Origin of the sequence: Micromonospora sp. NPDC051543, assembly GCF_044454415.1 — a bacterium.
Classification (GTDB): domain Bacteria; phylum Actinomycetota; class Actinomycetes; order Mycobacteriales; family Micromonosporaceae; genus Micromonospora.
Window position 1 is genome coordinate 105,758 of record NZ_JBITDT010000005.1, and the last position, 18,392, is coordinate 124,149.

Annotated in this window: 15 protein-coding genes; 2 read left to right on the forward strand and 13 right to left on the reverse strand. The window is 72.5% G+C overall.

What is annotated here, in order from left to right:
* Positions 1-255: 255 nt before the first annotated feature.
* From ACIA3K_RS10615 to tmk, 5 genes are all read right to left on the reverse strand, one after another.
* Complete coding sequence (locus ACIA3K_RS10615; RefSeq protein WP_396800432.1) at positions 256-936, reverse strand: hypothetical protein; 681 nt, start codon at positions 934-936, stop codon at positions 256-258.
* Positions 936-1,241, reverse strand: a complete 306-nt coding sequence (locus ACIA3K_RS10620) for a hypothetical protein (protein ID WP_355049258.1) — start codon at positions 1,239-1,241, stop codon at positions 936-938. Before ACIA3K_RS10620 ends, ACIA3K_RS10615 begins: the two co-directional genes overlap by 1 nt.
* A 1-nt stretch (position 1,242) precedes the next feature.
* The gene (locus ACIA3K_RS10625) at positions 1,243-1,572 is read right to left on the reverse strand and encodes a YbaB/EbfC family nucleoid-associated protein (RefSeq protein ID WP_355049259.1); all 330 of its coding nucleotides are present in this window, start codon (positions 1,570-1,572) and stop codon (positions 1,243-1,245) included.
* A 122-nt stretch (positions 1,573-1,694) separates the two neighbouring features.
* Positions 1,695-2,945 carry a DNA polymerase III subunit delta' gene (locus ACIA3K_RS10630; protein ID WP_396800434.1) on the reverse strand — a complete coding sequence of 417 codons (1,251 nt, stop codon included), beginning with the start codon at positions 2,943-2,945 and terminating at the stop codon, positions 1,695-1,697.
* On the reverse strand, positions 2,945-5,035 hold the full coding sequence (gene tmk, locus ACIA3K_RS10635) for a dTMP kinase (RefSeq protein ID WP_396800814.1): 2,091 nt from the start codon (positions 5,033-5,035) through the stop codon (positions 2,945-2,947). The genes ACIA3K_RS10630 and tmk overlap by 1 nt, the downstream gene beginning before the upstream one ends.
* A 317-nt stretch (positions 5,036-5,352) precedes the next feature.
* Between tmk and ACIA3K_RS10640 the strand changes: the two genes are divergently transcribed.
* Positions 5,353-6,558, forward strand: coding sequence for an amino acid deaminase/aldolase (locus ACIA3K_RS10640; RefSeq protein ID WP_396800436.1), 1,206 nt, complete (start codon positions 5,353-5,355; stop codon positions 6,556-6,558).
* A gap of 181 nt (positions 6,559-6,739) precedes the next feature.
* Here the strand turns inward: ACIA3K_RS10640 and ACIA3K_RS10645 are convergent, their stop codons facing one another.
* Positions 6,740-7,330, reverse strand: coding sequence for a TetR/AcrR family transcriptional regulator (locus ACIA3K_RS10645; RefSeq protein WP_357124646.1), 591 nt, complete (start codon positions 7,328-7,330; stop codon positions 6,740-6,742).
* Positions 7,331-7,556: 226 nt separating this feature from the next.
* Here ACIA3K_RS10645 and ACIA3K_RS10650 point away from each other — a divergent pair, with 226 nt between their 5' ends.
* Positions 7,557-8,873 (forward strand): D-arabinono-1,4-lactone oxidase, encoded by a 1,317-nt coding sequence (locus ACIA3K_RS10650; RefSeq protein WP_396800438.1) that lies wholly within the window; start codon positions 7,557-7,559, stop codon positions 8,871-8,873.
* Between the two features lie 70 nt (positions 8,874-8,943).
* Here ACIA3K_RS10650 and ACIA3K_RS10655 read toward each other — a convergent pair whose 3' ends face one another.
* The 7 genes from ACIA3K_RS10655 to ACIA3K_RS10685 all read right to left on the reverse strand — a co-directional run bounded on the left by ACIA3K_RS10655 (position 8,944) and on the right by ACIA3K_RS10685 (position 18,371).
* Positions 8,944-10,158: a CapA family protein gene (locus tag ACIA3K_RS10655; RefSeq protein WP_396800439.1), complete on the reverse strand. Its 1,215-nt coding sequence runs from the start codon at positions 10,156-10,158 to the stop codon at positions 8,944-8,946.
* Between the two features lie 78 nt (positions 10,159-10,236).
* Positions 10,237-13,092 (reverse strand): type I DNA topoisomerase, encoded by a 2,856-nt coding sequence (gene topA, locus ACIA3K_RS10660; RefSeq protein ID WP_396800440.1) that lies wholly within the window; start codon positions 13,090-13,092, stop codon positions 10,237-10,239.
* 445 nt (positions 13,093-13,537) lie between these two features.
* Positions 13,538-14,278, reverse strand: a complete 741-nt coding sequence (locus tag ACIA3K_RS10665; protein ID WP_396800441.1) for a hypothetical protein — start codon at positions 14,276-14,278, stop codon at positions 13,538-13,540.
* Entirely contained in the window at positions 14,269-14,808 is a 540-nt protein-coding gene (locus ACIA3K_RS10670) for a hypothetical protein (protein WP_396800443.1), read from the reverse strand. The genes ACIA3K_RS10665 and ACIA3K_RS10670 overlap by 10 nt, the downstream gene beginning before the upstream one ends.
* A gap of 101 nt (positions 14,809-14,909) precedes the next feature.
* Entirely contained in the window at positions 14,910-17,258 is a 2,349-nt protein-coding gene (locus ACIA3K_RS10675) for a sodium-translocating pyrophosphatase (RefSeq protein WP_396800444.1), read from the reverse strand.
* 322 nt (positions 17,259-17,580) lie between these two features.
* Positions 17,581-18,018, reverse strand: a complete 438-nt coding sequence (locus ACIA3K_RS10680; protein WP_355049271.1) for an ATP-binding protein — start codon at positions 18,016-18,018, stop codon at positions 17,581-17,583.
* Complete coding sequence (locus tag ACIA3K_RS10685; protein ID WP_355049272.1) at positions 18,015-18,371, reverse strand: STAS domain-containing protein; 357 nt, start codon at positions 18,369-18,371, stop codon at positions 18,015-18,017. Before ACIA3K_RS10685 ends, ACIA3K_RS10680 begins: the two co-directional genes overlap by 4 nt.
* Positions 18,372-18,392: the final 21 nt, after the last annotated feature.

Consider the following 18,392-nt stretch of genomic DNA (forward strand, 5'->3'; position numbering starts at 1 on the left):
CTCCATTCATGACCGTCGACTCGACCGATTGCCGGGCCACCCGTCGTGCCGATGATCCTCGCCCGGACGGTTGAATCCGTGCCCGGGAAGGGGACAAACGCTGCCGGACAGCGTTGAGTGGAGGCAGACCTGCGGGGGGTGCAGGGGGAAGACCACGGCGTCGCCGTGTGCGCCGGCTCTGCTCTGGCGTCCGCGAGCGACGCCGTGGCCTGCCCGCGAACCAACACCACCACCAGACCCGGGCGCCGGATGCGGCTACCAGCCGACCCGGGTGTGCTGGTCGTAGCGGGCGCGCTCCTGGGTCGGCGACCGCCAGGTGGACTCGGCCAAGCTCGGTGCCCACTGGCGCAGAAGTGTCTCGGCGCCGTCGTACGCGACGCAGAGCACCGCCAGCACCCGCGCGGCGATCTCGGCAGCGTCGGCGACGCCCGGCCCGACCGGCGTCAAACGGTTCGGTGGGCCGGCGGCGGTGGCGGCGACCACGGCCACCGCCTCGGCCGAGCGCAGCAGGTCGGCCAGCGTGCGGGCGAGGGCGAGACGGCTGCCCTCCACCCAGTCGGCGAGCGCGTCCGCGTACCCGGCGGTGGATTCCATCCGCCCGACCAGGCTCTCCGGCCCCTCGTCCAGGTGGCGCAGCAGCGCGGCACGCTCCTGCCCGTACGCCGAGGCGGCCGGCCCGGACCAGAGCACGGGGTCGGTGAGCGCCGCGCCGACGTCGTCGTACCCCCGGACGAGCCGGCGCACGGCGTGCCCGGCGCTGACCAGCAGCGCCGGGTGCAGGTCGAGGAAGCCCCGGACGGCGTCGCCCGGCAGTACCTGCATCCGGCGGAGCAGGGGCCACACCCGGTGCCCTTCGGGAACACCGGCCGCGAGCAACGCGTCCACCCGGCGCAGCAGGTCGAGGCCGGGTTCGGCGAGCCGGTCCAGTGGGTCCATCACGGTTCTCCGGTGATCCGGCGGCGGGCCGCGCGGTCGACCTCGGCGTACCGGTCGGCGGCCTCGCGGACGGCCGAGGCGGCGGCGGCGAGGCGGCCGGCGGCGGCTCGCGCCTCGCGGGCCCGGTCGTCGGTGGCGGCGGCCCACTGCCGGTGCAGGGCACGACCGATCTCGCCGGGGCGGCCCGGCGCGTCCGCGCCGAACGCGGCCTGGGCCGGATCACTGGCGGTGACGGTGTGGGACAGGGTGGTGAGCGTGGCGCTCGCCTCGTCGAGCCGGGCGGAGAGCGCGCGCAGCGTGTCCATGTCAGGCCCCCGCGAGCGGTCGGTAGGCGGCGAACGTCTCGTTGTGCAGCTTCTCCCGGGCCCACTCGGCCGCGTCCGCCGCGGCGGTGACCGCGGCCTGCACCGAGCCGGCCACGTCGCGCGGGCTGCGGGCGTGCAGTGGCCCCAGGAACCGGACGTCGGTGATGCGCCCGGCGGCGGTGACCACCACCTCGACCAGCCCGTCCGGCGAACGGACGGTGACCTCGACCGTCGACACTGCCTGGTCGAACTCGGCCTGCAACGACTCGATACGGCGGTAGCGCCGCACCGCCTCCTCGATCCAGGCCTCGTCGATCTCCCCCCGCGGCATCGGCGACTCCTCCCGGATGGGTCCTCACTGAGCGTGCCGTCACCGTCACCACGGCACACCGGACCGTACCGCACAGCAATCGCACGTGTCGATGGCTGTGGACAACCGGCGGGAGCTGCTGGTCAGCCCTTCCACAGGGCGAGCATCATCGCCTCGACGGCGATGCGCGGCTTGACGTTCGCCTCGATCGCCGCACGGCAGGCGAGCACGGCCTCCAGCCTGCGCAGCGACCCCTCGGCGTCCCACTTCTGGGCCCCGGCGCCGGCGAGCGCGGCGGTGTCGGTGTGCACCGGATCGACCGGTGCCCGCAGCGCCATGGTGAGCGCGTCACGGTAGAAGCCGGCCAGGTCGACGAGCGCCCGGTCCAGCGCGTCGCGCTGGGCGCGGGTGGCCCGCGACTTCTGCCGCTTCTCCAGCTCCTTGAGCTGACCGGCGGCGCCCCGGATCGCGCCGGCCGCGCCCCGGCCGGTGCCGCCCGCGCCGAGCGCCGTCTCCAAGGCCGCCCGTTCGGCCGTGTCGGCCTCGGCTACCGACGCCTCGGCCTCCGCCTCGGCAGCCTCGATCAGCGCGGACGCCGCGTCGAACGCCGCGCCCACGCCGGTCAGCCGGCGCGGCACGGCGAGCACCGCCTCACGCCGCTTGCGGGCCTCCGGGTCGCGGGCCAACCGGCGGGCCCGACCCACGTGCCCCTGCGCGGCGGCCGCCGCCCACCGCGCCACGTCGGGCGCGATGCCGTCCCGACGGACCAGCACCTCGGCCACCGCGGTGGCCGGCGGCTGCCGCAGGGGTACGACCCGACAGCGCGACCGGATGGTCACCGAGATGTCGTCCGGGTGGGTGGACGGGGCGCAGAGCAGGAAGACCGTCCGCGGTGGCGGCTCCTCGATGGCCTTGAGCAGGGCGTTACCGGCTGCCTCGGTGAGCCGGTCGGCGTCCTCGATGACCACCACCTGCCAGCGCCCGCCGGACGGGGTGCTGGCCGCGCGGAGCACCAGCGCGCGCATCTCGTTGACGCCGATGGAGAGCCCCTCCGGCACCACCAGCCGGACATCGGCGTTGGTCCCGCCCAACGTGGTGTGGCAGCCGGGGCACTCGCCGCAACCGGTGCCGTACGCACACTGCAGGGCCGCGGCGAAGGCGCGCGCGGCGACCGAGCGACCGGACCCGGGTGGCCCGGTGAAGATCCAGGCGTGGGTCATCCCGGTGCCCGGGTCGGGGGCGCCGGCACCGGTCTCGGCCTCGCCCGCCGCGACGAGGGCGGGCGTCCGGTCGGTAGCGGCGGCACGCAGCACGGCCGCCGCCGCGGCGGCGGCTCGGCGCAGCTCGGTCACCGCCTCGTCCTGACCGACCAGGTCGGCGAAGACGTCCGGCATCAGGTCTTGTGCTCCATCGTCACCAGCTCCGAGTCGGATAACTCAGGCTGCACCGAGGTGTCCGGGCCCTGCGCGGGTCGGGGGTGCACGATGCCGCCGGGCTTGCCCAGCATCTCCTCGACGCGCCGGACCACCAGCTGCGTGATCTCGCCGACCGGCCGGGACGCGTCGAGCACCAGGTAGCGCTTCGGATCGGCGGCGGCGAGGTCGAGGAAGGCGTAGCGGACGCGCTCGTGGAAGGCGATCGACTCGGCCTCGAGCCGGTCGGCCTGCCCGCTGCGCGAGGCGACCCGGGACAGGCCCGTGCGCGGCTCGACGTCGAGCAGCACCACCAGGTCGGGCTTGAGGCCGCCGGTGGCCCACGAGGAGAGCCAGGAGACCTCGTCGACCGGGAGCGTGCGCCCGGCCCCCTGGTACGCGAGCGACGAGTCGACGTACCGGTCGCTGATCACCACGTCACCACGGATGAGCGCGGGCCGGACGACGGAGGCCACGTGGTGCGCCCGGTCGGCGGCGTAGAGCAGCGCCTCGGCGCGTGGGGACGGCGCCTCGTTGCCGGAGGTGTCCAGCACCAGCGACCGGATCCGCCGGCCGACGCCGGTGGCCCCCGGTTCGCGGGTCACCAGCACGTCGCGCCCGTCGGTGCGCAGCCGCTCGGCGAGCGCGGCGAGTTGGGTGGACTTGCCGGCGCCCTCGCCGCCCTCGAACACCACGAACAGCCCGGCGGAGACGAACGGCTCCGCCGGCGTCAGCGGACGGCCCCGGATCGAGCCCCAGAGGTCGGCGAGGACCGGGACGCCCTTCTTGTCGTCCATCTGGCCGAAGGCGCTGATGCCGGCGAAGATGCCGGCGGCGCCGGCCGCGAGCAGCAGCAGTCGGGTGGAGGAGACGGAGATGCCGAGGTCGGCGATCTCCAGCTTGCGCGAGCCACCGACGCCGACCAGGACGCTGCTCAGCCCGATGGCCAGGATCAGCACCAGTCGGGTGCCGATCTGCACCACCGCGAACACCCGGCCCCGCACCTCGTCGGCCACCTCACCGCCCAGCAGCGTGGTGCCGGCCAGGAAGGCCATGCCCGCGCCGGCGCCGACCAGCACCGCGCCGACGATCGCCATGGACAGGTGGATGGCGAAGGCGAGGGTCATCACGGCGGCGCTGGCCAGCACGATGCTCATGCCGAACCAGCGACGCCGGGACATCTCCTTGACGACCATCGGGCCGAGCCCGATGCCGAGCGCCAGACCGACGAAGATCGCGCCAAAGAGCAGGGAGAACGCGGCATCGCCGGCGCCCAGTGAGTTGGCGAAGAACTTGGCCGTGCCGACCACGATGCCGCCGCCGGCGAACGCGCCGAAGATGCCCAGCACCAGGCCGCGGACGAGGGGGGTCTGGCCGATGAACTTCCAGCCCTCGGAGAACTGCCGGAACATGCTCTGTTCGGAACGCCCCGCCTCGCCGCGCTGCGCCTCGCTGATCTCCTTGATCCCGAATGCCACCACCAACGCGGTGGCGAGCCGGGAGAAGGCGTTGAACCAGAGTGCGAGTTGAGCCGGTTCGGCCCAGGAGGGTAGATCGCCGCCCACAGCGCCTCTGACCCCACGGTCCAGCACGGCGAGCCCGATGGCCGCGGCCACCGGGGTGAGGCCGTACGTGGTGATCAACGTGAGCTGGTTGGCCGCCTCCAGGCGGGCCCGTGGGATCAGGTTGGGGACCGCGGCCTCCTTGGCCGGGATCCAGAGCAGGGTGAGCGACTCGATCAGGAAGGTGGCGATCAGCGCCCAGCCGACCACCAGGCCGCCGGCGGCACCGCTGAGGGCGTAGAGCGGAATGGACGCGAAGAGCACGAAGCGCAGCAGGTCGCAGATGACCATCGTCCAGCGTCGGTCGAACCGGTCGGCGAAGACGCCGGCCACCGGGCCGAGCACCAGCGCGGGCAGCAGCCGGATCGCGGTCACCCCGCCGAACGCGGCGCCCTGGGCGGTGCTGCCCTGCACCTGCGAGGCGGCGAAGAGGGCGGTGGCGAGCAAGCCGAGCCAGTCACCGAAGGAGGCCGCGCCGAGCACGATCCAGAGCCGGCGGAACGGTCTGATTCGCAGTACCGAGCGGATCGCGGCGTAGCCGGACGCGTCGACCTGACCACCGCTGGACTGGTTGGCGGCGCTGCCCGACTGGTCACCCGCGCGCGACACGCCGGGCGACTCGCCGCTGTTCTGGCTTTCGATGGCCGTACCTCCACGTGCCGGCCCATCGCTGGGCACCCCCGGTGGAACACTCTAGACCCGGTGGGGGCCGCCCCACCGGCGACATTCTCCTGCTCGCTGAGCCTAGGCCGCCGACGGCGTCGACCGCAGCCCGGGACGTATGCGAGGGTATTTCGCATTCATCGTCGGACAGTTAGCGTGCACACGTGGCCATCGAAAGCGACAAACTGCGCGAGCGCCTGGACCGGGCGACCGCCCATCTCGACCCCCCGTACGCCGTGGTGGATCTCACCGCCTACGACGCGAACGCGGCGGCCCTGGCCGACCGCGCCGCCGGCAAGCCGATCCGGCTGGCCAGCAAGTCGGTGCGCAGCCGGGACCTGATCGGCCGGGCGCTCAGCCGGCCCGGTTGGCAGGGTGTCATGGCGTTCACCCTCCCCGAGGCGATCTGGCTGGTCCGGGCCGGTCTGAGCGACGACGTGCTGGTGGCGTACCCGAGCGCCGACCGGGCGGCCCTCACCGAGCTGGCAGCCGACCCGACACTCGCCGCCGCGATCACCCTGATGATCGACGGCACCGGCCAGCTCGACTTCGTCGACGCCGTCCGCGCCCCGGGGCAACGCGCCGAGCTGCGGCTCTGCCTCGACCTGGACGCCTCCTGGCGACCGCTGCGTGGCGTGCACGTCGGCGTCCGCCGCTCGCCGGTGCACAGCGCCCGGGCGGCCGGCGCGCTCGCCGCCACCGTCGCCGGCCGCGCCGGCTTCCGGCTGGTCGGGCTCATGTCGTACGAGGCGCAGATCGCCGGCCTGGGCGACGCGCCGCCGGGGCGGACGCTGCTGGCGGGCGCGATCAGGCTGGCCCAGCGCGGCTCCTACCGCGAGTTGCTGGCCCGCCGTGGCGCCGCGGTGGCGGCGGTACGCGAACACGCCGACCTGGAGTTCGTCAACGGCGGCGGCACCGGCAGCGTGGCCGCGACCAGCGCCGATCCCGCGGTCACCGAGGTCACCGCGGGATCGGGCCTGTACGGGCCGACGCTGTTCGACGCGTACCGCGCCTGGCGGCCCACCCCGGCGGCGTTCTTCGCCTGCGCGGTGGTCCGCCGACCGACGCCGGAGTTGGCGACCGTGCTCGGCGGCGGTTGGATCGCCTCGGGCCAGGCCGCCGACAGCCGGCTGCCCCGACCGTGGCTGCCGGCCGGCCTGAAGCTCGTCGGCACCGAGGGCGCCGGCGAGGTGCAGACTCCGCTCTCCGGCGCGGCGGCGGCCACCCTCCAGGTCGGCGACCGGGTGTGGTTCCGGCACGCCAAGGCGGGTGAGCTGTGCGAACGGGTCAACGAGCTGCACCTCGTCGAGGGGGACGCGGTCGTGGCGACCGTGCCCACCTACCGGGGCGAGGGCCACGCGTTCCTCTAGGGGCTGTTTCCTAAGGGCGGTCGAGCGAGGCGGAGTCCGGGCGGCGATCCGGCAGGGCGCGGTGGCGTTCGGATACCGGTGTCGTATCCGGACGCCACCGCAACGCCGCCGGTCGTCGTCCGGGCCCGCCGCAGGCCGGGCAGTTCTTGTGAAACAGGCCCTGGGTGCTCGCACCGCCAGGTCAGGCGGACTGGGCGGCCTCGGCGCGCTGCTCGCTCTCGCATCCGTCGACCTGGCGGTGCAGGTACTCCCGGATCAGCGCCTTCGCCTCGAGCAGGACCCGCTCGTCGCCATCGGACTTGCGCCGGAACGCGAGCTTGATCAACGCGTCGGCGGCCTCCACGGCGATCTCCAGGACGAAGCGCAGCTTCGGCACGTCGGTCAGGCCGAAGCGCTCGGTGAGCACCCGCGCCAACTGGTCGGCGATGACGCCGTTGTTGTCACGCTGCTCGTCGAGCAGGTGCAGGTCGACCACGTCGCCGAAGTGCAGGGTACGGAAGCCGGGGACGGTGCGGTGCATCGTGATGTACTCGTCGATTCCCGCGTCGACGCCGTCCCACCAGTGGGTCATCTCGTCGGAGGCGAAACGCTCGTCGAGCCGCTGCAGGTAGGACTCCATCGTGCGCAGGGTCAACGCCTGCACGATCGCCCGCTTGTCCGGAAAGAACTGGTAGACCGACCCGATCGCCACTTCGGCGCGCTCCGCGAGCAGGGTCGTGGTCAGCCCCTCGTACCCCACCTCGTCGACGAGTTCGGCGCAGGCGTCCAACATGCGCTGTACCCGCGCGACACTTCGACCCTGCACCGGTACGCGGCGCAGCGGCCCGGTCGTGGCGGCTGGTGTGGACACTCGGCGCCACCCCCCTTCGACGGATGAACATATCTCTTGGTCACGAGTCCGTGACTACCGGTACAACGAGCGGACCGCAATTGCGGTATTTACCAGGGACAACGTTCCTGATATGAAGTCAGTTCATATTCATGAATGAGGAGCGCGCATGGTCGGCACCGCACCGCTCACCGCCGGATGGTCCAACTGGGCCGGCAACCAGCGTGGCAGCGCCACCGCCATCCTGCGCCCCGGCTCGCCGGACGACGTGGCGGAAGCCGTCCGGGACGCCGCCGCCGCCGGAGGCCGCATCCGCGTCGCGGGCAGCGGCCACTCGTTCACCGCCGTCGCCCTCGCCGACGACCGGCGGATGGAGTTGTCCGAGCTGGAGACCGGGGTCAGTGTGGACGTCGCGCGCCGACTGGTCACCGTACCGGCGGGAATGCCCCTGCACGCGCTCAACGGCCTGCTCGCCCGGCACGGCCTCGCGCTGCCCAACCTGGGCGACATCGACGCGCAGACCATCGCCGGCGCCATCTCCACCGGCACCCACGGCACCGGCGCCGGCTACGGCTGCCTCTCCACCTTCGTCGAGGCCCTCACCCTGGTCACCGGTACGGGCGAGGTGCTGCGCTGCTCCCCGGACGAGCACCCGGACGTCTTCGCCGCCGCCCGGGTCTCGCTCGGCGCGCTCGGCGTCCTGGTCGAGGTGACCCTGCGCTGCGTGGACGCCTTCGTCCTGCACGCCCACGAACGCCCCGCCGCCCTCGACGACGTGCTCGGCGACCTGCCCGCGCTGATCGGCCGGCACGACCACGTCGAGTTCTACTGGTTTCCCTACACGTCGCGGGTCCAGGTGAAGGCCAACGACCGGGTACCCGCCAACGACCGGCCGCTGTCCCGCTGGCGCGGCTGGCTGGACGACGACTTCCTGTCCAACCGGGTCTTCGCCGGGGCCTGCCGCCTCGGCCGGGCCGTGCCCGCCCTGGCACCCGGCATCAGCGCCGTCTCCGCCCGCGCGCTCACCGAACGGCGGTACACCGGGCGCTCCGACCGGGTGTTCTGCACCCCGCGCCGGGTCCGCTTCGTGGAGATGGAGTACGGCCTCCCCCGCGCGGCGCTACCCGAGGCGCTCGCCGCGCTGCGACAGATCGTGGACGGGCTCCCGTTCAAGATCCTGTTCCCGGTCGAGGTGCGCTTCACCGCCGCCGACGACATCTGGCTGTCCCACGGCTACGGCCGGGACAACGCGTACATCGCCGTACACCAGTACGTCGGCATGCCGTACGAGCCGTACTTCCAGGCGTTCGAGAAGGTCGCCGCCGCACTGGGAGGCCGCCCGCACTGGGGCAAGCTGCACTACCGCGACGCGGCGTCCCTCGCCGAGGCGTACCCCCGTTTCGCCGACTTCCAGGCCGTCCGCGACCGCCTGGACCCCCACCGCGTCTTCGCCAGCCCGCACCTGACCCACGTCCTCGGCGCGTGACGGATGTGGGTGCAGAGCACCCCTGTCGGAGCCGGGGTGGTAGCCGCGACCCCGTCCTCGGCGGTGGCGCTCAGCCGCCCGACGCCACCACCTGGTCCGGGCCGGCACCCAGGGCCCGGACGTAGCCGAGCACCCGCTGGTACGCCGCCCGATAGTCGCCCCGCCGACCTGGTGGGATGCCCGGGTCGGCAAGCGCTGCGGTCAGGTCGACCAGCCGGAGGGCCGGCGCCAGGTCGGTCCAGGTTGGCAGTGCCTCCATCCGGGTCACCGTCCAGCGCCCCGGAGCCGTCTCGGTGAAGGTCGCCCGGACCATCACACCCTCGCGGTTGTCGTTGATCGGCTCCTCGTGTCGGGCCAGTTCGTTGCCCATGCCGAAGACCACCCACTTGTCGCCGAAGCGCTGGAAGGGCTGCACCGCGTGGGCGTGATGGCCCAGGATGAGGTCCACGTCGGGCGAGGAGATCAACTGCCGGGCCCAGGCCCGCTGGTCGGCGTCCGGCAGGTGCTGATACTCCGTACCCCAGTGCAGGCTGAGCACGACGATGTCGGCGCCGGCGAGCCGCGCCCGGTGGGCGGCGGCGAGGATCTCGGGCGGATCGATCAGGTTGGCCAGCCACGGCTTGCCCGAGGGGCGACTCAGCCCGTTGAAGTTCAGGCTGTACGACAGGTGCGCGACGCGAACCTCGCCGACCTGATAGATCCGGGGCCGGGCCGCTTCGGCGGCGCTGCGGGCACTGCCGGTGTGCCCCAGCCCGGCGGCGTCGAGTGCGCGGATCGTCCGGGCCACCCCGTCGGCACCCTGGTCGAGGGTGTGGTTGGAGGCGGTTGAGCAGCCGTCGAACCCGGTGGCGCGCAGCCCGTCGAGCACCTGCGGGGGCGCATTGAACGACGGATAGCCAGCGAACGGGCCGGCGGGATCGGCCAGTGGCGTCTCGAGGTGGCACAGCGCCAGGTCGGCGTCGCGGACCGCCGGGGCGACCCCGGCGAACATCGGGGCGAAGTCCATGCCTCCGGCGCGGGCACCGTCCCGGCGCGCCTGGTCGGTCACCGCGGGATGAATAAGAACGTCACCCGCGGCGACGAGTCGCAAAGTCCGCGGGTTGGCGGGATCGCGGGTCGGCCCGGGGGCGACCGCCTGCGGTGAAGCGCGCGACAGGGTGGCGCCGGCCGGTGACGGGTCGACCGCGTCCCTCGCCCGGATGCCGACCGTGGCCACGGCGAGCAGCAACGCACCGGCAGCAGCACCGACGAGCACGCGGCGACGCGGGACAGGGACTGCGAACATTCCCTCACGTTAGGCAGTCCGCGCCAGAGCCCCGCCACCAAATTGGACATTTAACCCATTTGGGGCGGAAGCTGGCTGTCATCCCTCGGCAGAACCGGTGGCGGCCTTCTTCGGAGCCGCCTTCTTCGCCGGGGCCGCCTTCCTGGCCGCCGTCGCCTTGGCAGTGGTGGTCTTCTTCGCGGCGGTGGACTTCGCGGCGGCAGCCGTCTTCTTCGTCGCCGTGGCCTTCTTCGCCGCCGTCGCCTTCTTCGCCGGGGCCTTCTTCGCCGCCGCCTTCTTGCGCGGCGCCGGGCCCTTGGCCCGCTTGTCGGCCAGCATCTCGGACGCTTCCTCGATGCTCAGCGCCTCCGGGGTCTGCCCACGCCGCAGGGACGCGTTGACCTCGCCGTCGGTGACGTACGGACCGAACCGCCCGTCCTTGATCACCAACGGCTTCTCGGTCAGCGGGTCGACGCCCATCTCGCGCAGCGGCGGCGCGGCGGCCCGGCGGCCCCGGGTCTTCGGAGCGGCCAGCAGGGCCAGCGCCTCGTCCAGGGTGACTGTGAACATCTGCTCTTCGGATTCGAGCGAGCGGAACTCCTCGCCCTGCTTCACGTACGGGCCGTAGCGACCGTTGTTGGCGAACACCTCCACGCCGTCGGGCGCGACGCCCACCAGCCGGGGCAGGCTGAGCAGCCGCAGCGCCTCGTCGAGGGAGAGCGAATCCGGCGTCTGCGAGCGCAGCAGCGAGGACTTGCGCTCGCCGCTGGAGACGTACGGGCCGAAGCGGCCGGACTTGAGCACGATCGGCTCGCCGGTGGCCGGGTCGTCGCCGAGCTTGCGCTCGCCGCTACCGCCGAGGAACAGCTCGTGCACCTTCTCCGGGGTCAGCTCGTCCGGGGCCAGGCCCTCGGGGATCGGCGCCCGGTCACCCTGGGGGCCGGCCTCCTCGCCCTCGGCCGGCGCGGCCGGTGTCTCGCCAGGGACCGCCCGCTGCAGGTACGGCCCGTACCGGCCGACCCGGACGACGACCTCGCGGCCGTCCTCGTCGGTGAAGAGCGGGATCGAGTTGACGCTGCGCGCGTCGATCTCGCTCAGGTTCTCGGTGACGAGCTTCTTGAGCCCACCCGAGCGGGCGATGTCCTGGTCGCCGGCGCCGTTGGCGCTGCCGAAGTAGAACGCGGTGAGGAAGTCGACCGCGGCGTGGTCACCGCCGGCGATCTCGTCCAGCTCGTTCTCCATGCTGGCGGTGAAGTCGTAGTCGATGAGGCGGGGGTAGTGCCGCTCCATCAGGCCGATCACCGCGAAGGCCAGGAACGTGGGGATCATCGCCTGGCCGCGCTTGGTGACGTACCCCCGGTCCTGGATCGTCTGCATGATCGACGCGTACGTCGACGGGCGGCCGATGCCCAGCTCCTCCAGGGCCTTGACCAGCGACGCCTCGGTGTAGCGCGACGGCGGCTGGGTGTGGTGGCCCTGCGCGGCCAGCTCGTCGGCGGTCAGCGGCTGGTCCTTGACCAGGGTCGGCAGCCGGCGCTCGGCGTCCTCGGCCTCGGCGTTCTCGTCGTCGCTGGACTCGACGTACGCGCGCAGGAAGCCCGGGTCGGTGATGGTCTTGCCGGTCGCGCCGAAGTCGGCCTCCTCCTGGGAGGTGGAGACCGCGCGGATGCGCACCGAGACGCTGGAACCGACCGCGTCGGTCATCTGCGAGGCGATCGTGCGCCGCCAGATCAGTTCGTAGAGCTTGAACTCCTCGGCGGACAGCTCCTTGGCCACCTCGCCCGGGGTACGGAAGTTGTCCCCCGCGGGGCGGATCGCCTCGTGCGCCTCCTGGGCGTTCTTGACCTTGCCGGTGTAGCGGCGGGGCTCCGGCGGAACGCTGCGCTCGCCGTACAGCTCGACGATCTGCCGGCGGGCCGCCGAGATGGCGGTCTCCGACAGGTTTACCGAGTCGGTACGCATATAGGTGATGTAGCCGTTCTCGTAGAGCCGCTGCGCGGTACGCATCGTCTGCTGCGAGGACAGGCGCAGCTTGCGGGCCGCCTCCTGCTGGAGCGTGGAGGTGATGAACGGCGCGTACGGGCGGCGGCGGTACGGCTTCTCCTCGACCCGGGTGACCGTGAACGGCCGCCCGTCGAGCCGGGCGGCCAGACCCCGGGCACCGCCCTCGTCGAGGTGGACGACGCCCGCGCCGGCCCGGACCTTGCCCGTGGTGGGTTCGAAGTCCTTACCGGTGGCGATCCGGTCGCCGTTGAGCGCGATCAGGGTGGCGTTGAAGGTGCGCGGCCCCTCACCGGCGTTCGCCACGGCGAGGGTGGCCAGGATGTCCCAGTACTCGGCGGTGCGGAACGCCATCCGCTGCCGCTCCCGCTCCACCACGATCCGGGTCGCCACGGACTGCACCCGGCCCGCCGAGAGCTTCGGCATGACCTTCTTCCACAGCACCGGGGAGACCTCGTAGCCGTAGAGACGGTCGAGGATGCGCCGGGCCTCCTGGGCGTCGACCAGGTCGCGGTCGATCTCCCGGGGGTTCGCCACGGCGGCCTGGATCGCCGGCTTGGTGATCTCGTGGAAGACCATCCGCTTGACCGGGACCTTGGGCTTGAGGGTCTCGACCAGGTGCCAGGCGATGGCCTCGCCCTCGCGGTCCTCATCCGTGGCCAGGAAGATCTCGTCGACCTCCTTGGCCAGCTTCACCAGCTTGCTGATCTGCTGCCTGCGGTCGGCTGAGACGACGTAGAGGGCGTGGAAGCCGTTGTCCACGTCCACCCCGAGGCGGGCCCAGGACTCGCCCTTGTACTTGGCCGGCACGTCGGCGGCGTTGCGCGGCAGGTCGCGGACGTGACCGAAGCTGGCCTCCACGACGTACCCCGGGCCGAGGTAGCCCGAGATCGTCTTGGCCTTCGCCGGTGACTCGACGATGACCAGACGGGTGGTTCCAGCGTTGCTCGGCACGTCTCTCCCCGACCTCACTCCTGCTCGTGGCCGGCCGGCGCCTTACGACAGCGACCGCTCTCGACCCCGCCGTGGCACCGGCGGTCCGGATGTCCAACGTAACGCGCCGTCCGCGTTTCGGGTTTCGCGGGCGGCAATCCGCTGCGGCGCGGCGGTCGACTCCCGCCCGCCGTGCTCGACACTGCCGGACGGCGCCACCGTACACCGTGGGTAGGCCTCGGAGCGGGTCCCTGTGACGATGAGGGACCCCCAACCAGCCCATCCAAGCCCAGCTGTCCAACACCAGACACCTCACCCCAACCCCCTCCCAACCCCCTCCCACGCCCCTCCCGCTCGCGTCGATCATGGGGTCGTGGTGGGCGTTTAGGCACCGGAGGAGAAGTACGTCCCCACCACAACTTCATGATCGACGCCTGCGGGGGGCGGGGGGGGCGGGGGCGGGCGGTTAGGGCCAGGCGTTGGGTGGGGTTGCGGGCGGTGGGGCGCCGACCAGCTCGGCGAGGCGGGCCAGGCGGCGTCGGCCGGTGATCCGGTAGGCCGGGCCGCCCTCGTCGGGGCCGAGCAGCGTGCCGGCCAGGCCGGCGGCGGCGAGGGCCGTGCCGATCGCGTCCCAGGACCGCTGGTCACCCGCGCCGAGGCGCAGCAGGAAGCCGCCGGGCGGCTCCGGCGTCCCGGCGGCGGCGAGCCACAGCCGCAGCCGCCGGCCGGTCAGGTGGAAGGCCGCCGGAGGACGCTTCGCCGGGCCGTCCAGCCAGGCGACCGCGAGCGGCTTCAACAACCGGGTGTACGACGTCCGCACGGCGTGCCGCTGGTCCTCGGTCGGCTCCCAGCTCGCGGCCAGCCCGCGCAGCGCCAGTTCGGCGACGAGCACGTGCACCCGCCAGGCGGCGTCCACCCGTACCGCGAGTCGGGCGGTGCCGCCCATCCGGACGACCTCGCCCGGCCCGGCGAGCAGACCGGCCAGATCGGCGACCGCCGGTTCGGCGGCGTCCGCGCCGAAGAAGACGAGTTGGCGTCCCGCGTCGTCGGCCCGGGTCGGCCCGGGAGGGGTCGACTCGGAGCGGTCGGAACCGCCGCGCCGCCGGCTCGGCGCCGGGTCGGCCCGCGCCGGGTCGGGCTCGGGTACGGGGAACAGCGCCGGCAGCGACTGCGCGGCCGGCGTGTCACCGAGCCCGTTCAGCGACACTCGGGCACCTCGTCGAAGGCCTGTTTCAGCTCCTCGGAGTTGAGCTTGCTGGTGTCCAGCGCGCTGGCGTCGTACTCCTTGTTCAAGGTGTCCACGGCGGCCCGGACGCCGTCGTAGAAGGCGGCGGGCTCACCGGTGCCCAACCCCTCGATGGTGTCCCGGGCCCGGCCGTAGGCGTCCCGCATCTTCTCCAGCGACCCCCGGAAACCGGCGGAGATGGCCTCACCGTTGTCGGTCTCCGGGACGCCGGCCTGCTCGACCTTGCGGCGCGCGGTCTCGCTGGCCTGTTCCGCGCCGCCGAAGAGCCGCACCAGGTTCTCCTTGGCCTGCGCCGGAGTGGTCTGCGCCGTCATCTGCTGATCGGTGCTGCTGGTCAACTTGCTGATCTCGGAGCGCCACGGGGTGAGCGCGCCGCAGACCGAGGCCGCCCAGGCCCGCGGGCTGGGCCCACCGCAGCCGGTGATGACGACGACGAGCGTGGCCAGGACCACCGTGAGCTTTCCGACGGCAGACGCCCGGCACGTACGCATGCGTTGCAGCGTACGACCTTCGGCCAGGTGTGGCACCGGGCCGGATGGCCGGGGTCCCCGCCCGACGGGTGCGTCGAGCGGGGACCCCGGTGCCGCCGGTGTCAGGCGTTGACGGTCTCCGGACGGTGGTCGGCGCTGCCCGCGCCGGTGTCGGAGTCGTCCATGGCGATGCCCTTGCGCTTGCTGAAGACCACCGATGCCACGATGATCAGCGTCGCGACCAGCGCGATACCGACCCGCAGGCCAACATTGCGTTCGTCACCGACGCTCCAGGCCACCACGGCGGGGGCGATCAGCAGCGAGACCAGGTTCATCACCTTGATCAGCGGGTTGATGGCCGGGCCGGCGGTGTCCTTGAACGGGTCACCGACGGTGTCACCGATGACCGTGGCGGCGTGCGACTCGGAGCCCTTGCCGCCGTACGCGCCGTCCTCGACCAGCTTCTTGGCGTTGTCCCAGGCCCCACCGGAGTTGGACAGGAACACCGCCATCAGGGTGCCGGCTCCGATCGCGCCGGCCAGGTAGGAGGCCAGCGCGCCCGGGCCGAGGCCGAAGCCGACCGCGATCGGCGCCAGGATGGCGAGCAGGCCGGGGGTCATCAGCTCGCGCTGCGCGTCCCGGGTGCAGATGTCGACGACCTTGCCGTACTCCGGGCGCTGGGTGCGGTCCATGATGCCGGGCAGCTCACGGAACTGCCGGCGGACCTCCATCACGACCGCGCCGGCCGAGCGGGACACCGCGTTGATCGCCAACCCGGAGAAGAGGAAGACGACCGCCGCACCGATGATCAGTCCGACCAGGTTGCGCGGGTTGGCCACGTTCAGCGAGTTGAGGATCTCGGTCCCGACGTCGCCCACGCCGGCGTCCGCGTACGCGGTCCGCAGGGTGTCCGTGTACGAGCCGAACAGCGCGGTCGCCGCCAGCACCGCGGTGGCGATCGCGATGCCCTTGGTGATGGCCTTGGTGGTGTTGCCGACCGCGTCCAGCTCGGTGAGGGTGCGCGCGCCGTGCTCGTCGATGTCGCCGGACATCTCCGCCACGCCCTGGGCGTTGTCGGAGATCGGCCCGAAGGTGTCCATGGCGACGATGACGCCGACGGTGGTGAGCAGGCCGGTACCGGCCAGCGCCACCGCGAACAGCGACAGCGTGATGGAGCTGCCGCCGAGCAGGAACGCCCCGAAGACGCCGGCGCCGATCAGCAGCGCCGAGTAGACCGCCGACTCCAGGCCGACGCTGATGCCGGCGAGGATGACGGTGGCCGCGCCGGTCTGCGAGCTCTTGCCGATGTCCTGCACGGGCCGCTTGTTGGTCTCGGTGAAGTAGCCGGTAAGCGCCTGGATCGCGGCGGCCAGCACGATGCCGATCACCACCGCGCCGATGGCCACCAGTCGCGGGTTGCGGTCGACGTCGGTGAGGCCACCCTCCAGGTCGGCGAAGGTCGCCGGCAGGTACGCGTACGCGGCGATCGCCACCAGCACCGCGGAGATCACGGCGGAGATGTAGAAGGCCCGGTTGATCGCGGTGAGACCGTTGCGGTCGGAGGCGCGCAGCCGGGTGATGAAGACGCCGACGATGGCGACCAGCACGCCGATGGTGGAGATGATCAGCGGGAAGACCAGACCGTCCTCGCCGAAGGCGGCCCGGCCGAGGATCAGCGCGGCCACCAACGTCACCGCGTACGACTCGAACAGGTCGGCGGCCATGCCGGCGCAGTCACCGACGTTGTCGCCCACGTTGTCGGCGATGGTGGCGGCGTTGCGCGGGTCGTCCTCGGGGATGCCCTGCTCGACCTTGCCGACCAGGTCGGCGCCGACGTCGGCGGCCTTGGTGAAGATGCCGCCGCCGACCCGCATGAACATCGCCAGCAGGGCGGCGCCGAAGCCGAAGCCCTCCAGCACCGTGGGCGCGTCACCCCGGTAGACCAGGACGACCAGCGCGGCGCCGAAGAGGCCGAGGCCGACGGTGAGGAAGCCGACCACGCCGCCGGTCCGGAAGGCGATCTTCATGGCGGCCTCGCGGCCACCCTGTCGCTCCCGGGCGGCGGCGGCCACGCGCAGGTTCGCGCGGGTCGCCAGCCACATGCCGGCGCCACCGATGGACGCGCTGAACACGGCGCCCACCACGAAGAAGAGCGAGCGGCCGAGCTTCACGGCCATCTCGCTGCCGTCGGTGTCGTGCACCGGCAGCAGGAAGAGCAGCACCACGGCGACGACGACGAAGATCGCCAAGGTGCGGAACTGGCGGAGCAGGTAGGCCGAGGCGCCCTCCTGGACCGCCCCCGAGATCTCCTGCATGTTGGTGGTGCCCTTGCCGGCTGCCAGCACGGTCTTCGTCAACGCGGCGGCGAAGACGAGCGCCACCAGCGCGATGACCGCGGCGATGACGACGTACGTGACATTGCCTCCGGTAAGGGAAAGCCCGCCGCCATCGGCGGCCAAGGTCTCGGACATCTGTGTCCTCCTGTTACCGAACACTCGCGTCGACGGGTGGAGACGCACCGGTCGACGCCTGGATGCGGACTCGCAAGCGCGCGCCAACCCACCCCAGCGGACCAGCGATGACCACCCATACCCGCTGGCTGCGGGTTGGATCACTTGCTGACAACCCGGGTACTGTAGCCCTCCACAGTGTTCGAGGTCACACCGAGGTGGCACCGTGTCTCGATGATCTTCGTCGCTGTGTTATGAAACGAAATCTGATATAGGGCCCGGTCCATGACGACAAGGCCGTATCCCCTGCGGGGACACGGCCTTGTGAGCAGTCGTTCGGAAGTCAGCGCCCGACGGGCCACACCATCCGCACCTCGGTGCCGATGCCCTCGTCGACCGGGCGCACCTGCAGGTCCTCGACGAAGCCCGCGAGCAGAGCGAACCCGACACCCGTGGTCAACGCCTCGTCGGTGAGCGACTCGTCGGCCAACTCGTCCGGCGGCAGCGCCGCCAGACCGATGCTGGCCTCGATCGGCGCGCGGTCCACGACCCGCACCGCGTACGTGCCGCCGTCGGACATCTCCACCAGCACCGGATCGGCCAGGCCGTACTGACGGTGCAGCGCGACCGCCCGGGTGCACGCCTCACCGATGGCCAGGCGCACCTCGTCCAGCAGGTCCTCGCGGACACCGGCCCGTCGGGCGACGGCCACGCCGACCAGTCGGGCGGTACGCACGTGCACCGGGGCCGGAGAGAAGGAGAGCCGGACCGTCGCCATCACGCGTTGGCGCCGCTCGGGCCCGCGCCGGCCGCCGCCTCGACCGTGGCGTGCAGTGGGAACACCTGGTCCAGCGCCGTGATCCGGAAGATCTTGAGCAGCGGCTCCTTGTCGCAGACCAGGGCGAACGAGCCGCCGGCCGTACGCAGCCGCTTGTGCGCGCCCACCAGCACGCCCAGCCCGGTCGAGTCGAGGAAGTCCACCCGCCCGAGGTCCACGATCACGTGCCGGGCGCCACCGTCGATCAGCTCGAGGAGACGTTCGCGGAGCCGGGGCGCGGTGTAGACGTCCACCTCACCGCCGACCTCGAGCACCGTGTGCTCGCCCACGGTGCGCGTCGCCAGCGACAGCTCCATCGGTCCTCCTCGCCAGAGCCG

Bases quoted from the DNA above. Each gene is read 5' to 3' on its own strand.
- ACIA3K_RS10615 (WP_396800432.1), bottom strand. From the start codon at position 936: ATGGACCCACTGGACCGGCTCGCCGAACCCGGCCTCGACCTGCTGCGC.
- ACIA3K_RS10620 (WP_355049258.1), bottom strand. From the start codon at position 1,241: ATGGACACGCTGCGCGCGCTCTCCGCCCGGCTCGACGAGGCGAGCGCC.
- ACIA3K_RS10625 (WP_355049259.1), bottom strand. From the start codon at position 1,572: ATGCCGCGGGGGGAGATCGACGAGGCCTGGATCGAGGAGGCGGTGCGG.
- ACIA3K_RS10630 (WP_396800434.1), bottom strand. From the start codon at position 2,945: ATGCCGGACGTCTTCGCCGACCTGGTCGGTCAGGACGAGGCGGTGACC.
- ACIA3K_RS10645 (WP_357124646.1), bottom strand. From the start codon at position 7,330: ATGTTGGACGCCTGCGCCGAACTCGTCGACGAGGTGGGGTACGAGGGG.
- ACIA3K_RS10650 (WP_396800438.1), top strand. From the start codon at position 7,557: ATGGTCGGCACCGCACCGCTCACCGCCGGATGGTCCAACTGGGCCGGC.
- ACIA3K_RS10655 (WP_396800439.1), bottom strand. From the start codon at position 10,158: ATGTTCGCAGTCCCTGTCCCGCGTCGCCGCGTGCTCGTCGGTGCTGCT.
- ACIA3K_RS10670 (WP_396800443.1), bottom strand. From the start codon at position 14,808: ATGCGTACGTGCCGGGCGTCTGCCGTCGGAAAGCTCACGGTGGTCCTG.
- ACIA3K_RS10675 (WP_396800444.1), bottom strand. From the start codon at position 17,258: ATGTCCGAGACCTTGGCCGCCGATGGCGGCGGGCTTTCCCTTACCGGA.
- ACIA3K_RS10685 (WP_355049272.1), bottom strand. From the start codon at position 18,371: ATGGAGCTGTCGCTGGCGACGCGCACCGTGGGCGAGCACACGGTGCTC.